This is a genomic window from Salinispora pacifica DSM 45544 (assembly GCF_000378845.1).
GTDB classification, from domain to species: Bacteria; Actinomycetota; Actinomycetes; order Mycobacteriales; family Micromonosporaceae; genus Micromonospora; species Micromonospora pacifica.
The window spans coordinates 825,952-838,823 of record NZ_KB905359.1 but is presented as its reverse complement, the minus strand read 5'-3'; the positions used below and the strand labels follow the sequence as shown (position 1 = coordinate 838,823).

Sequence of the window (12,872 nt, the reverse complement as noted above, 5' to 3'; positions counted from 1 at the left end):
GTCGGACTGGTCAGCGGAGGCCGACCAGGTCAACGACGAAAACCAGCGTCTCGCCCGGCCGAATGACGCCACCGGCGCCGCGGTCGCCGTAGGCGAGGTGCGGCGGAATGGTCAGTCGCCGTCGACCGCCGATCCGCATGCCGACCACACCCTGGTCCCAGCCGGCGATGACCCGCCCGCCGCCGAGAGGGAACTCGAGCGGCTCGCCACGGTTCCACGATGCGTCGAACTCACGGCCCGTGGAGTGGGCGACACCAACGTAGTGGACGCGGGCGACCTGCCCGGCCTGCGCCTCCGCGCCCTCGCCGACGGTGATCTCCTCGACGAGGAGGTCGCTCGGCGGGGCGCCCTCGATCGGTCCCACCTCGGGCTTCGTTGCCTGGTTCACCAGCGTCTCCTGTTCTTCGTCGTCCTGCCTGACCTGCCCGATCCTGCCGGATCGCCGCTGGCCGACCTGCAGGGGGCGGTAACCACGCGGGGCGGGCATCACCGATGGTGACGCCCGCCCCGCGTGGTTACCGAGATCGTCAACGGAGCCAGGGCATCCGCCGCACGATCGGGAGTCCGGCCCAGGCTCGACCGAGACCCCAGGTGTCACCGGCGTTGAGTAGGGCGATCACCGCCAGCACCGCGGCGTAGATCAGGTGATCGTCCATGAACGGGTTGTTCGACGGCGGTAGGGCGGCCGTCCACATCAGGACCATGAGTAGTCCGCCGGTCGCGGCGGCGACCCGGATGCCGATCCCGAGCAGTAGGGCGGCGCCGATGGCCGCCAGACCGATCATGAACAGCCAGTCGGCCCAGGCCGCGCCCGCGATGCTGTTGTAGAAGCCCTGGAACGGGCCGGTCGCGCCGAAGCTCAGGAAGCCCTTCGTCGGGCTGCCGCCATTGATCCAGGCGCTGTCGGTCTCGGTCGCCCGCCCCAGCCCGAACAGCTTGTCGAGAAAGGCCCAGAGGAAGATCCAGCCCAGCGCGAGGCGGGTGCCGGCCAGTACGTAGCGGGCGGCTCGCCCCTGCCCGGTTTCGACCTGGTTCAGGTTGCTGGTGGTCTCGGCGGCGTTCCGCTTGGTCGTTGCGGTCATCGTCTCCACGCCCCTTCGTGCTGGTGCCTCGGATCGCACTGCCTGTGGCGCTTCAATTGGATCGCAGCGCAACGGGTGCGAACAGGGTCAAGTGGGCTCGCCAGCCGGGACCTTGGGCCTGTGGGTCAACCCGCCGGGTGGGACACCGGTGCCGCCAGCTGGGCGGCCAGGACGGCGGGCGCCTCCACCAGAGACGGGCCGTACCACGTCAGGTGGCGACCGGAGACGAGGGCGCACGGTAGCCCGGGGAATGCCTCCGGCCCATCATCCACAGCGAAACGGTATGGCTCGTCGGGCAACACGACCAGCGTGGGATCCCGGCCGCGTAACTCGTCCAAGGACGGCCGAGGATACCGCTCGGCGTGGTCGGCATACAGATTGGTCAGTCCCAGCCGGCGGAGCACGTCCCCGGCGAACGTGTCCCGGCCCAGCGCCACCCACGGGCGCCGCCAGACCGGCACCACGGCTCGGCGCGGCGGCCGTTCCTCGGGCAGTTCCGCCCAGGCGCGGCGGGCGGACACCAGCCATTCGGGCTCACCCGGCGAACCCAACTCGGTGAGGAGCTCGGCCAGCTCGGTGAGGGCCCCATCGACGGTACGAGGGTAGGTGACCCGCACCGGCACCCCCGCCGCCACCAGAGCGTCCGCGTCCTCGCGCCGGTTCTCCTCGACGTTGAGCAGGACCAGATCCGGCCGGAGCGCGCGTACCCGGTTTAGGTCCGGGTACTTGCTGCCGCCTACCCTGGGCACCTCCAGCCCCACCGGGTGGGTACACCAGTCGGTGGCACCGACCAGCGCTCCGGGCAGCGTCAACGCCACCGCCTCGGTCAGCGACGGCACCAGGGACACCACCCGCATCTGCTCCGCCTCCTGTCGGCCGTTGCGTCGATCATGCCGGCGCGGGAGTGGCCACCGCCACCCGGGCGGCCGACAATGGCCGGATGTCGCCGAACCGTGCTGAGCAACCCCCCGCCGTCCGACCGCTCTCCGACTACGGCGTGCCGCCTGCGGCGGCGCTGGCTCGGGCGCGTGGGTTCGCCGATGCGATGGTCCGGCGCCGTACCGTGCGGGACTTCAGCGAGAAGCCGGTCCCGGAGGGGGTGCTCGAGCAGGCCCTCCGGGCGGCGGCCTCGGCGCCGAGTGGCGCGAACCGCCAGCCGTGGCGGTTCGTGGTGGTAACCGAACCGGAGCTCAAGCGGCGGCTGCGCATCGCCGCTGAGGCCGAGGAGCGGGTGTTCTACGAGCAGCGCGCGCCGCAGGAGTGGCTGTCGGCGCTGGCGCCGCTGGGAACGGACGCGAGCAAGCCGTTCCTGGAGACCGCCCCAGCGGTGATCGTCGTCTTCGAGGTCCACCGCGGCCCACAGAGTCCCCGTCCCTACTACGTCAAGGAGTCGGTGGGGATCGCGGTCGGGCTACTGCTCGCCGGGCTGCACCAGGCTGGCCTCGCCACCCTGACCCATACCCCGAGTCCGATGCGCTTCCTCAACGAGTTGTTGGACCGGCCGGCGGAGGAGCGGGGAAATTTGATCATTCCGGTCGGCTACCCGGCGGAGGGAGCGACCGTGCCGGACATCTCCCGCAAGCCGCTGGACGAGGTGGTCGTCTGGCGCTGACCCGGGGCCCGGTCTCTATCGTTGAAAGTCTCGATCCGCGAGTAGGCCCCAGCGGGCGGGTGAACGCTCTGGTGTGGACCTCACGGGGTTGCGGGGATGGTGTGGGCGACAGCCAACACCGATTCCCGCTGCTGTCCGTCGTCCGGGACCTCTCGGTTCGCCCAGTGGGTGAGCACCTCGGTCAGCTCGTGTGCTACCTGGCGGGTCTCATCGGCGGTCAGCCGTAGCCACGTCTCGGCGGAGACAGCGCACCCTTCGTGCCAGGCGGTGTCATAGGTACCTCGCTCAGCGAGCCACTGCCGGAAGAACGCCCCCTGACGGTCGAACACCATGGTGCCCACAGCGTGTGCAACCGCTTCGGACAAGGCGTCGGCATCGAAGTCAACCCGGCTCCAGCACACGTCCGCGGAGACGAGACGCCACCACCGCTCCCGGCGGTTTCTGGCCAACTCCGGTGCTTCCTCGATGAGCTCGGCCGCGGCCAGTACGCGAAGGTGGTGGCTCACGTTGCCGACCGCCTGGTTGGTTGCCTCAGACAGCGCGCCGACCGTAGCGGGCCCTTCCAGTTTGAGCACGTCGAGCAGGCGCTGTCGTACCGGATGGGCCAGTGCGCCGAGTGCCTGGATGTTTCGAATGTGTCGCGCCGGTCGAGAGTCCACCATGCTGAGAGACTAACAAGAATTCTTGTTAAAGGAGTTTTGTGTAATGGATGTGGTGGAAGCGTCGAGCCTGCCGGGGCCGCGTCGATCCGCGTGCCGGTCGAACGGAGAAGCGCATCCGCCCGGGTTGCTGGTCGGCCTGGCGGGCTCGTCGACCCGCATGGATCACTCCAACAACCGGCATTGGCCGATGGCTCGGTATCGACCGTCCGGGGGCGCGACCGGCAGTGTTCCGCCGTGTCATGTCGCCAGATGCTCCTGATCCGGCCGGCGTCGGAGCTATAGGCCGCATCTGATGGCTGGCCGCACTGCCTTCCGTAAGCCGCTAACCCGCGTGGTCCAGCAGTGACTTGGTAAACCCGGGGGGATGCGGAGGGCGACGACGAAGGAGGGATTTCGGCCGAGATCTGGCGGGGATCGGTCTGCCCGGGGAACGATCCGGCAGTCGACATCTATGCTCTCGGGGGTTGATTGCTGCTTGTGCAGCATTTGGAGCATATCACCCAGCATCGATCGAGTCGGACGGGGTTGAGCCACTGTCGTTCATCAACAGGGATCACGCTATCGCCGATGCGGGCAGTCGGCTTGCTGTGCCCATCGTGGGGTCCTTAACCTGACTGACCTGGACCGGCTGCCGCCAAGTCCGGTGACGGACTGGTGCGCCCCCGAGCCTCGGTCGCGGTCGAATGTTGACGAGCCCGGATCAATTCAGCTACCGGGCGCCCGTCGGTGGTCCGGCGATTCCGGTCCCTCGCGGGTCGATTCCGCAACCGTGTCCGTGCCTGGTGGAGCGCCTGGTCGGGCGACCGCCCGCGGGCATGGTGGTGAGTGCGGGCGAGGCACTGGCGGCGGGCCGTTGGCCCGCGAAAAGGCGGCGGGGCCGTGCCGGAATCGGCACGGCCCCGCTCGGGCGGGTGCCCGGGTGCTCAGCGCTTCTTGTACGCCTCGACGACCTCCACCGGGATGCGACCGCGCTCCGAAATCTTGTAGCCGTTCTGCGCGGCCCATTCCCGGATCGCACGGTTCTGCTCCCGGTCTATTCCGGTGCTGGTGCCCCGTCGCAGTGCCCGCGACGTGTCCACGCCGCCCCGGCCGATCCTGCGGCCGGCGCTCAGATACGGATCCAGCGTCTTCCGGAGGATGCCCGCATTCTCGTCGGAGACGTCGATGGTGTACGCCACGCCGTCCAGGCTGAACTCGACGGTCCGATCGGCTTTTCCGCCGTCGAGGTCGTCGGTCAGAACCGTGATTACTTTTCTTGCCATGGCCGGTTACTCCCTGTGTGGGGGCGGGGTGTGGGTCAAAGTTTGACCTATCGCCGGGCATTTTCGCAACAAAACGCGTCGACTTCATTTCGAGTGCGGCGAAATCTGGTGCCGAATCGCCATGGTGGCAACCGAAAACACCTCGGGCGCACCAATGCCGACCATCGTCGGCCGGCTGGTGCGCCCGGAGCTTGGTAGCACGCGTGGCGTGGCGCCGATCGCCGCCCCGAGGGGCAGAAACAGACCCTCGTCAATGCCGGACGGAGGCGACCGCGCGCCCGCTCAACGGTGCTGCCGGCGGCGGTCACCCCCGTCGGTGTCCCGGTCGCGGCGAACGGTTGCCCGGCGTCCCTTGATGGTGCTGCCGCGCAGGCCCGAGATCACCTCGTCGGCCAGCCCCGCCGGCACCTCCACCAACGAGAAGCGGTCCGCGATCTCGATCGAGCCGATGTCCCGTCCGTTCATGCCGGTCTCGCCGGTGATCGCGCCGACCAGGTCCTGCGGTCGGACCCCGGCCCGCCGGCCCAGCCCGACGAAGACCTGGGTGGTGCCGGCGCTCCGGGGCCGTCCCGGCCGACGCTCCCCCCGACTCTCCTGTCCCGGTCGGCCGGTCCGGGGTGGGCGAACCGCGATCTGCGGAATCTCCTCTTCCTCCTCCAGCGCGCCGGGCAGGGTGGCCTCGTGGGCCAGGCGTACCGCGGCGAGGGCGACCTCCATCAGGTCGAACTCGTCGCTCAGCGACTCCACGATCACCCGGAACGGCTCCAGGTCGTCTTCCAGTAGGCTCTCCCGCAGCGCGGCCTGGGTGAGTTCCAGGCGACGATTGCGCAGGTCCGCCACGGTGGGGATCTTGTCGATGGTGATCCGTTGGCCGGTGACCCGCTCGATGGTCTTGAGCATCCGGTGTGCCCGCGGCTCGGCGAGAGTGATCGCCACTCCCTCCCGGCCGGCTCGCCCCACCCGGCCGATCCGGTGCACGTACGACTCGGGCGCCGAGGGGACGTCGTAGTTGACGACGTGGCTGAGCTGCTCGACATCCAGGCCCCGCGCTGCCACGTCGGTGGCGACCAGCAAGTCGGCGGTGCCGGCGCGCAGCCGACCCATCACCCGGTCCCGCTGTTCCTGACTCATCCCGCCGTGCAGCGCCTCGGCCCGGTAGCCGCGACCGTTCATCGTCTCGGTGAGCCGGTCGACCTCTTCCCGGCTGCGGCAGAAGACGATCGCCGCGGTGGGGGACTCGACGTCCAGCACCCGGCCCAGCGCGGCGGGTTTGTGCGCCCGGGCCACCAGGTACGCGCTCTGCCGTACCCGGGGTGCCTCACCCGCTACCGGCTTCTCCCGCGCGATGAGGATGCGGACCGGGTCGGTCAGATAGGCCCGGGCCATGCCGTCGATGCGGGCCGGCATGGTCGCCGAGAACAGCACGGTCTGCCGCTGTTCCGGCGCGTGTTCCAGGATCGCCTCGATGTCCTCGGCGAAGCCCATGTCCAGCATCTCGTCAGCCTCGTCCAGCACGACGGTGCCGACATCACCCAGGCGGAGGGTGCCACGAGCGATGTGGTCGAGCGCTCGCCCGGGGGTGGCCACCACGATGTCCACGCCGGCGTCCAGGGCCCGAAGTTGCCGACCGATGGGCTGGCCGCCGTAGATCGGCAGCACCCGGGTGCCAAGTTCCTTGCCGTACCGATGGAAGGCCTCCGAGACCTGCACTGCCAGCTCTCGGGTGGGCACCAGCACCAGCGCCACTGGATCGGCGGTCGACCGGTCGGCGGGCATCCGTTGCAGCAACGGTAGGGCGAATGCGGCCGTCTTGCCGGTGCCCGTGGCGGCCTGGCCGAGTAGGTCCCGTCCGGCGAGCAGGGGAGGGATCGCCTCCCGCTGGATCGGCGTCGGCTCCTCGTAGCCGAGCGCGGCGAGCGCGGCGAGGAGTTCGTCGCGCAGGCCCAGGTCGACGAAGGCGGTCGCCTCGTCGGCAGTGGACGGTTCGGCAGTCGGATCTGGCCTAACGGGTGCGGAACTCATGCGTCAAGCCTTTCATCACGACTCGGGGCCCGCTTCGCCGACCGGCACATCATTGCGCGGGCCGATGCTGCCGCGGGTGGCGGCGCAGTCGCGAACCCGGGTCGTGGGGCGGCGGGCCCCGCCGGATCTCTGGCCAGCTGTCCGCCTGCTGGTGCTTCCATCCTGTCCGAGTTGTTTGGCTTCTTCACGAGGAAATGGGAGGAATATTCGACCTCATCCCCGCTAGAGGTGATTATGATCTCACGCAGAGTGATGCTTCCTGGAGTGTGGTGACGGGAGAGGGGACCGACGATGCGTGTGCCCAGCCGAAGCCCGGGCCAGCAGCCCGGCCCGTCCATCCCGGCCGCTCCCGCCCGCCGCGCGGTGGCAGACGCCTCCCGCCGGCCATCGACTGGCGAGCCGGACCTGGACGCGTACCGAGCGGCCGTTGCCGACCTGCTGATCGAGGTGGGTGCGCTCGCTGGGGCCGCCAGCACCGTAGCCCGGCAGGTGCTGATCGACCAGCGGCTGCGCGAGCCAGCCATCGCGGCGGTGCTGGATGCCACTCCATCAGGCCTGGTTGGCGCGCGCGAGACGCTGCTGCTGGAGATGGCTCGTTACCAGCCGAGCGAGCGCAGTTCCGCGGCCGACCTTACCGCCCTGGTCCGGATCTATTTGCTCTCGCGCATCGACGTCATGTGGTGGCGCGACGCGCTCACCTACCGCACCGACGAGCAGGTCAACCAGAGCACCGACCTGGTTGACCTGGAGTGGCTGCGCCGTCGGGACCTGCTGCGCTTCCGCTACCAGGAACAGCCGGCCACGATCTTCGAGCGCGGAATGCGGGCGCTGCGGCACCGAATCCGCCCCTGCGCCGCTCCACAGACCGCCGGGTTGCTGTTCCGCCGGTCCCGCCGGGAGATGGTGGCACTACTCAACGACATCGCCCGCGAGTTCGCCGCCCACGCCCCCGCCGGCACCCCGTCGCTCTGGGTGACCAGCCTGGTACGCAGCGCGGAGCACCAGTACCGGCTGCGCCAGCTCGGGTACGCGGCAATGCTGCCCAGTGGGCACTGCCTCGGCTGGGCCGCGGATGTGGAGATGAACTGGTTCGACCGCTTCGGAGCCCGGGACATCCTCGCCGAACTGCTCCTCGCCCGGCAGCGGGCGGGCGAGGTCAACGTGGTTGACGAGGGGCAGGCCTGGCATCTGTGCCTGGCACCCGGGGCGCGCAGTCGACTGCGTTGGAGTTACGAAGCCGAGCTGGGGGTCTGAAAGCATGGGTGGGATCGCGGTGAGCCTCGGTCCGGAGGCAGATCCGGCTGTCTTCCGACAGATGCTCGCCACCCTGGAGCCCCGCGGTGAGGTGACCGAGACCCGATCCGAGACGGGCCTGCTCACCGGGGTACGCCGGCTGCCGGTGGTGGACCGGAAGCGGGCGGTGCAACCCTGGGTCTCCGCCGACGAGCGGTGGGTGCTCTGCTACAACGGCGAGGTCTTCAACCACCATGAGCTGCGCGCGGAGCTGACCGCCGTGGGGTACCGCTTCCGTGGGGTGAGCGACACCGAGGTGGTACTCGCGGGGTACCTGCACTGGGGTGAGGCGATGGTCTCCCGGCTGCGCGGTGAGTACGCCTTCGTGCTCGTCGAACGGGCCAGCGGACGGGCGTACCTGGTGCGTGATCCGCTCGGGGTCAAGCCGCTGTACTGGACGCAGACCCCGGGCTGTGTGCATGTGGCGAGCGAGGTCAAGGCTCTCGTCGGCTTCGGCGCGCCGGTCACCGAGGTGCCGCCCGGACACCACGGTTGGGTGCAGGCCGACGTCGCAGCCTGCCTGCGTCCGTACGTCAACCTGCTTGCCCTCGGTGCGGGGCTGCCAACCGTGGACGACCCGGACGAGGCCGCCCTGCTCGTCCGGGCCGCCCTCACCGACAGCATCCGGGCGCGGCTGGACACCGACCTCACCGTCGGCGTGGTCCTCTCCGGTGGCCTGGACAGTTCCCTCGCGTTGCTACACGCCCGCGAGCTGCATCCGGACTGCGTGGCGGTCACCGTCGGCGTGCCGGAGAGCCCCGACCTGCGTTACGCGCGTCGGCTGGCGAAGGATCTTGGGGTCCCGCACGAGGTGGTGGAGTTGCAGCCGCGAGACATTCGCCTGGCCCAGATCCGGGAGGCGATCCGGATTTCGGAACTCACCGAGTACGGCGACATCATCAACGCGGTGGTCTCGGTGCCGCTTTTCCGACGGCTGCGCGAGTTGGGCGTCAAGGTGGCGCTCACCGGCGACGGCTCGGACGAGTTGTTCGGCGGCTACCCGCTGTACCACCGGGTCGGGCCGCAGGCCGCCCATCGGCTCTTTCTGCACAAGATCAGTAATCTCGGCCGTACGGAGTTGCAACGCGTCGACCGCACCAGCATGGCGTACGGGGTGGAGGCCCGGTTGCCGTTCCTCGACCCGAGCGTGGTCGAGCTCGCGATGCGGTTGCCGATCGGGCTGAAGTTGCGCGCGGGGCAGGAGAAGTGGATCGTCCGGCGCGCCTTCGCCGATCTGTTGCCGGACTACATCCGGCGGCGACCGAAGAACCCGATGTCGTACTCCTCCGGTCTGCACGAGCGAGCCCGGCTCTACAAACCGGTCTTCGCCCGGCTGCACCGCTCCTTCCGTTACGACCTGGCCGAGCCGGTGCGCCGGGACTTCGGCCGCGTGCTGACCAGCTGCGGCAACGACCTGGACCGGGCCATCGCCGCCGGCCGAGCCCGCCCGGACCACACGGTGCTGGAGCACGCGCGGGACCTGGCCGGCGCGGCGAAGTGGAACGCGCTGCCGGTCGTGCGCCGGCTGGTCGGACCGCGGCGCAGCCGGGGGGACGACGTGCCGTCGCCCGGCTGAGGATGGTCCGGGGTTGACTCTGACATCGTGTCAGGGCCGACCGTGGAGGGACCATGTTCACTATCGGAGACTTCGCCAGGCTCGGCCGGGTATCAGTGCGGATGTTGCGACACTATGACCGCATCGGTCTGCTCCGGCCGGTCGCTGTTGACGCCCGCAGCGGCTACCGGTACTACACCGCCGACCAGCTGCGCCGGCTCAACCGGGTGATCGCGCTGAAGGACCTTGGTCTGACGCTGGCCCAGGTGCAGCAGGTCCTCGACGAAGCGTTGGATGTCGCGGAGTTGCGCGGCATGCTCCGGCTGCGTCGGGCCCAGCTGGCGGCGCAGCTTGCCGCGGACGCCGCGCGGTTGACCCGGATCGAGGCGAGGCTCCGGGCGATCGAAAGAGAGGGTCGGATGACCACGCAGGATGTCGTGCTCAAGGAACTACCGTCGCTCCGCGTCGCGGAGTTGACCGCGACAGCGGCCAGCTACGAGCCCGCTGACATCGGTCGGGCGATCCAGCCGCTCTACCCGGAGCTGTTCCGGCGGCTGGCCGTGGCGGAGGCGTCGCCGGCCGGGCCGGGCCTGGCCTATTACGAGCCGGCCGGGGACGGGGAGCAGGTTGTGGTGCACGCCGCCATCGAGGTCGCGGTCAGCCCGGATCCGGCGCGGGACTTCACCGTGGTTGACCTGCCGGCGGTGCCGGCAGCGGCCACGGTGATTCACCGCGGGCCGATGGATGAGGTCGCGGGAACCCTGCAGCTGTTGGCTCAGTGGATCGAGGAGAACGGCTGGCGGGCCGAGGGCTACGCCCGCGAGCTGTACGTGGAGTACTGTGCCGATGATCCCGCGGCCGGGGTGACGGAGCTACAGCAACCAGTGACGCGGGCCTGACCACGCCGGACCGCCGAGCGAGACGGGGGTCGGCTTCCAGATGGAAGCCGACCCCCGATGCATCCGGTCGGGACCGGGCTGCGCGGTTGCCCGTCGGCTACCAGCCGAAGCGACCGGTCTGGGTCTGTGCGTTCAGCTCCGGGTAGCGGACGAAGTTGGCCGTCCAGGTGCGCCAGTCGGTCAGCCGGAGAACGTCCAGGCCCTTGGTGATGTCGTTGGAGTAGATGTAGCCGTTGTACCAGTAGGCGGACCAGGAGCCGCCGGTGATGAGGTTCTCCTCGTCCAGCGGGCCCCGCTCCCAGTAGGCGATCTCGCGGGGGTTGGCCGAGTTGGTGAAGTCCCAGACCGAGACGCCGCCCTGGTACCACGCCTGGACCATGATGTCCCGCCCGAAAACCGGAATCAGCGAGCCGTTGTGTGCCACACAGTTCTCGGTGTCGGCGTTTTCCCGCGGGATCTTGAAGTAGCTGCCGAAGACCAGGGTGCGGTCGTCGCCGCGCCCCACGATGTCGTAGATCGCGTCGGCCCCCCGGTTGGGGCCGATGGTGTCGTTGCAGGTGGCGCCGCCGCCACCGCCCAGCTCGTCGGTGAAGATCACCTTAGTGCCGGCATTGTTGAAGGTGGCGGAGTGCCAGAAGGCGAAGTTTTCGGTGTCTCGGACCCGGTTGATGACCTGCGGCTCTGCCCGGTCCGAGATGTCCATCAGGATGCCGTCACCCATGCAGGCACCGGCGGCCAGGTTCTTCGACGGGTAGGCGGTGATGTCGTGGCAACCGCTGGTCGCCGACTTCTGCCCCGGCACGCCCTCGTAGCCGCCGTCGGGGAAGAGGTTCGGGGTGGCCACCACCGCCGCGTCGGTGGGCCGGTGTACCGGCACCTTGACGATGGAGATCGAGTCGTGCGGTGGCGGACAGCCGACGTACGTGTCCGACGGGCCGTACGACGAGACGTAGATGTACATCGTCGCCTTGTTTCGGCCGGGCACCAGCGTGTGGGTGTGTGAACCGCAGGCGGTCTGGACACTCTTCACGTAGCGGGGGTTGGCCTTGTCGCTGATGTCGAAGATCTTGATGCCCTCCCACTGGGTCTCGCTTGAGGGCACCCTGATGCTGTCGCACGAGTCGTCGCTGCGGGGCGAGTCGGTGGAGAGGAAGAGCAGGTCGCCGTGGACGGAGATGTCATTCTGCGAGCCCGGACAGAGTACGCGGGAGACGACCGTCGGTGCGGTCGGACGCGAGATGTCGTAGATAACGAAGCCGTTGTAGTTGCCGGCGAAGGCGTACCGGCCCTGGAAGGCGAGGTCGCTGTTCGTCGCGTCGAGCGGTGTTTCCAGTGGCAGGTTGGCGACCTGCTTCAGGTTGGGGCTGCTGCGGATCTCGTCAACCCCGGGGATGTCCGCGGTGGTGACGGCGCTGGACTTGGTGGTGGCCGCGCTGGCGTCAAGGGGCGCTGCGGCGACCACGCTCGTCAGGAGAAGGCCGGCCGCGGCCAGGCTCAGTGTGCCGAGCCAGCGGGACCGCGGCGTGCGGGATCTGCTCATCGGCGGGGCCCTTCGCGAGGTGTGAGGACTGGCCACACCCTACCGCCGCAATGGCAGGTGTCGATAGCTATTACGGTCGATCGGTGCCGGTTCGGGCCGGGTCTGGCTCTGGTTGCTCTCGGCGACGGCGAGGCCCTCGGGCTGCCGGTCGCCCGCTTCGCGGGACGAAGTGCGGTGACGCCCGTCACCTATACTCTCGGTTGTCGATGGCTACGATCATTGTGACCTTGACCGCCAGGGGGTGTCGAATGACCGTGCGGGGTAGGTGGGTGCTAGCCGCGGTGACGACGGTGGTTCTGTTGCTCGGCGTGGTGGTGTGGCAGGGGGCCGCCCAGGACCGGTCACGATCCGCGATGCCGGCGGCGACCGAGGTCGGCGACGGTCCCGGTCCGTCGGTCATCGTGCCCGGCCGGCCCGGAGAGCCGGCTCGGATCCGCCCTGCCGACGAGGTGCGGGCAATCGCCACCGGAGTGCACAACTCGCTGGATACCTGGTACGTCCAGATGATGATCCCGCATCATGAGCAGGCTCTGGAGATGTCGGAGTTGGTCCCGGGACGGGCCGCCGATCCACAGGTGGCGGCGTTGGCTGAGCGGATCCGGGCCAGTCAGGCGCCGGAGATCGAGGTATTGCGGGCCTGGCTCGCCGCCCGCGACCTACCGGTGGAGGTTCCCGAGCACGATCACAGCGAGATGCGTGGCATGCAGTCGCCGGAGGCGATGCGCCGTCTCGCCGAGTCTCGGGGGGCCGAGTTCGACCGACTCTTTGTGGAGATGATGAGCGATCACCACGCCGGGGCGGTCGAGATGTCCATCGATTTGTTGAAGGTCGGGTCGGAGCCGGTGCTGCTGGAGTTCGCGAACTCGGTCGCCGTCGAACAGAACGCCGAGATCGGCCGGATGCAGGAGCTGCTCGACCGTTGACCAGCCGACGCCGCTCCGGCGC

At 69.3% G+C, this 12,872-nt stretch carries 12 protein-coding genes; 5 read left to right on the top strand and 7 right to left on the bottom strand.

The annotated features are described in order from the left end of the window. Window positions 1-10: 10 nt before the first annotated feature. The 3 genes from SALPAC3_RS0103855 to SALPAC3_RS0103845 all read right to left on the bottom strand — a co-directional run bounded on the left by SALPAC3_RS0103855 (window position 11) and on the right by SALPAC3_RS0103845 (window position 1,939). Window positions 11-388, bottom strand: coding sequence for an FKBP-type peptidyl-prolyl cis-trans isomerase (locus SALPAC3_RS0103855; RefSeq protein ID WP_026185207.1), 378 nt, complete (start codon window positions 386-388; stop codon window positions 11-13). Window positions 389-527: 139 nt separating this feature from the next. After that, window positions 528-1,091 (bottom strand): DoxX family membrane protein, encoded by a 564-nt coding sequence (locus tag SALPAC3_RS0103850; protein WP_018219954.1) that lies wholly within the window; start codon window positions 1,089-1,091, stop codon window positions 528-530. Window positions 1,092-1,207: 116 nt separating this feature from the next. Further along, the gene (locus SALPAC3_RS0103845; protein WP_018219953.1) at window positions 1,208-1,939 is read right to left on the bottom strand and encodes a helical backbone metal receptor; all 732 of its coding nucleotides are present in this window, start codon (window positions 1,937-1,939) and stop codon (window positions 1,208-1,210) included. Window positions 1,940-1,986: 47 nt separating this feature from the next. Here SALPAC3_RS0103845 and SALPAC3_RS0103840 point away from each other — a divergent pair, with 47 nt between their 5' ends. Further along, complete coding sequence (locus SALPAC3_RS0103840; RefSeq protein WP_018219952.1) at window positions 1,987-2,694, top strand: nitroreductase family protein; 708 nt, start codon at window positions 1,987-1,989, stop codon at window positions 2,692-2,694. An 80-nt stretch (window positions 2,695-2,774) separates the two neighbouring features. Here the strand turns inward: SALPAC3_RS0103840 and SALPAC3_RS0103835 are convergent, their stop codons facing one another. The 3 genes from SALPAC3_RS0103835 to SALPAC3_RS0103825 form a co-directional block, all read right to left on the bottom strand. Further along, entirely contained in the window at window positions 2,775-3,356 is a 582-nt protein-coding gene (locus SALPAC3_RS0103835) for an ArsR/SmtB family transcription factor (RefSeq protein ID WP_018219951.1), read from the bottom strand. A gap of 923 nt (window positions 3,357-4,279) precedes the next feature. After that, entirely contained in the window at window positions 4,280-4,618 is a 339-nt protein-coding gene (locus tag SALPAC3_RS0103830) for a histone-like nucleoid-structuring protein Lsr2 (protein WP_018219950.1), read from the bottom strand. Between the two features lie 282 nt (window positions 4,619-4,900). After that, entirely contained in the window at window positions 4,901-6,640 is a 1,740-nt protein-coding gene (locus SALPAC3_RS0103825; protein ID WP_018219949.1) for a DEAD/DEAH box helicase, read from the bottom strand. Window positions 6,641-6,931: 291 nt separating this feature from the next. Between SALPAC3_RS0103825 and SALPAC3_RS0103820 the strand changes: the two genes are divergently transcribed. Genes SALPAC3_RS0103820 through SALPAC3_RS0103810 form a run of 3 tightly spaced genes read left to right on the top strand, consistent with a single transcriptional unit; the run spans window position 6,932 to window position 10,387 of the window. Continuing rightward, a complete protein-coding gene (locus SALPAC3_RS0103820) occupies window positions 6,932-7,894 on the top strand; it encodes a DUF5715 family protein (protein ID WP_018219948.1) in 963 nt (320 codons plus the stop codon). Between the two features lie 4 nt (window positions 7,895-7,898). Further along, on the top strand, window positions 7,899-9,509 hold the full coding sequence (locus tag SALPAC3_RS0103815) for an asparagine synthetase B family protein (protein WP_018219947.1): 1,611 nt from the start codon (window positions 7,899-7,901) through the stop codon (window positions 9,507-9,509). 53 nt (window positions 9,510-9,562) lie between these two features. Then, window positions 9,563-10,387, top strand: coding sequence for a MerR family transcriptional regulator (locus SALPAC3_RS0103810; RefSeq protein ID WP_018219946.1), 825 nt, complete (start codon window positions 9,563-9,565; stop codon window positions 10,385-10,387). A gap of 97 nt (window positions 10,388-10,484) precedes the next feature. Here SALPAC3_RS0103810 and SALPAC3_RS0103805 read toward each other — a convergent pair whose 3' ends face one another. Beyond that, window positions 10,485-11,927, bottom strand: coding sequence for an LVIVD repeat-containing protein (locus SALPAC3_RS0103805; protein WP_018219945.1), 1,443 nt, complete (start codon window positions 11,925-11,927; stop codon window positions 10,485-10,487). 248 nt (window positions 11,928-12,175) lie between these two features. On the opposite strand from SALPAC3_RS0103805, the gene SALPAC3_RS0103800 reads away from it, so the two are divergent. Further along, a complete protein-coding gene (locus SALPAC3_RS0103800; RefSeq protein ID WP_018811365.1) occupies window positions 12,176-12,850 on the top strand; it encodes a DUF305 domain-containing protein in 675 nt (224 codons plus the stop codon). The last annotated feature ends 22 nt before the right edge of the window (window positions 12,851-12,872 follow it).

Bases quoted from the DNA above. Each gene is read 5' to 3' on its own strand.
- SALPAC3_RS0103845 (WP_018219953.1), bottom strand. From the start codon at position 1,939: ATGCGGGTGGTGTCCCTGGTGCCGTCGCTGACCGAGGCGGTGGCGTTG.
- SALPAC3_RS0103835 (WP_018219951.1), bottom strand. From the start codon at position 3,356: ATGGTGGACTCTCGACCGGCGCGACACATTCGAAACATCCAGGCACTC.
- SALPAC3_RS0103830 (WP_018219950.1), bottom strand. From the start codon at position 4,618: ATGGCAAGAAAAGTAATCACGGTTCTGACCGACGACCTCGACGGCGGA.
- SALPAC3_RS0103825 (WP_018219949.1), bottom strand. From the start codon at position 6,640: ATGAGTTCCGCACCCGTTAGGCCAGATCCGACTGCCGAACCGTCCACT.
- SALPAC3_RS0103820 (WP_018219948.1), top strand. From the start codon at position 6,932: ATGCGTGTGCCCAGCCGAAGCCCGGGCCAGCAGCCCGGCCCGTCCATC.
- SALPAC3_RS0103815 (WP_018219947.1), top strand. From the start codon at position 7,899: ATGGGTGGGATCGCGGTGAGCCTCGGTCCGGAGGCAGATCCGGCTGTC.
- SALPAC3_RS0103810 (WP_018219946.1), top strand. From the start codon at position 9,563: ATGTTCACTATCGGAGACTTCGCCAGGCTCGGCCGGGTATCAGTGCGG.
- SALPAC3_RS0103805 (WP_018219945.1), bottom strand. From the start codon at position 11,927: ATGAGCAGATCCCGCACGCCGCGGTCCCGCTGGCTCGGCACACTGAGC.
- SALPAC3_RS0103800 (WP_018811365.1), top strand. From the start codon at position 12,176: ATGACCGTGCGGGGTAGGTGGGTGCTAGCCGCGGTGACGACGGTGGTT.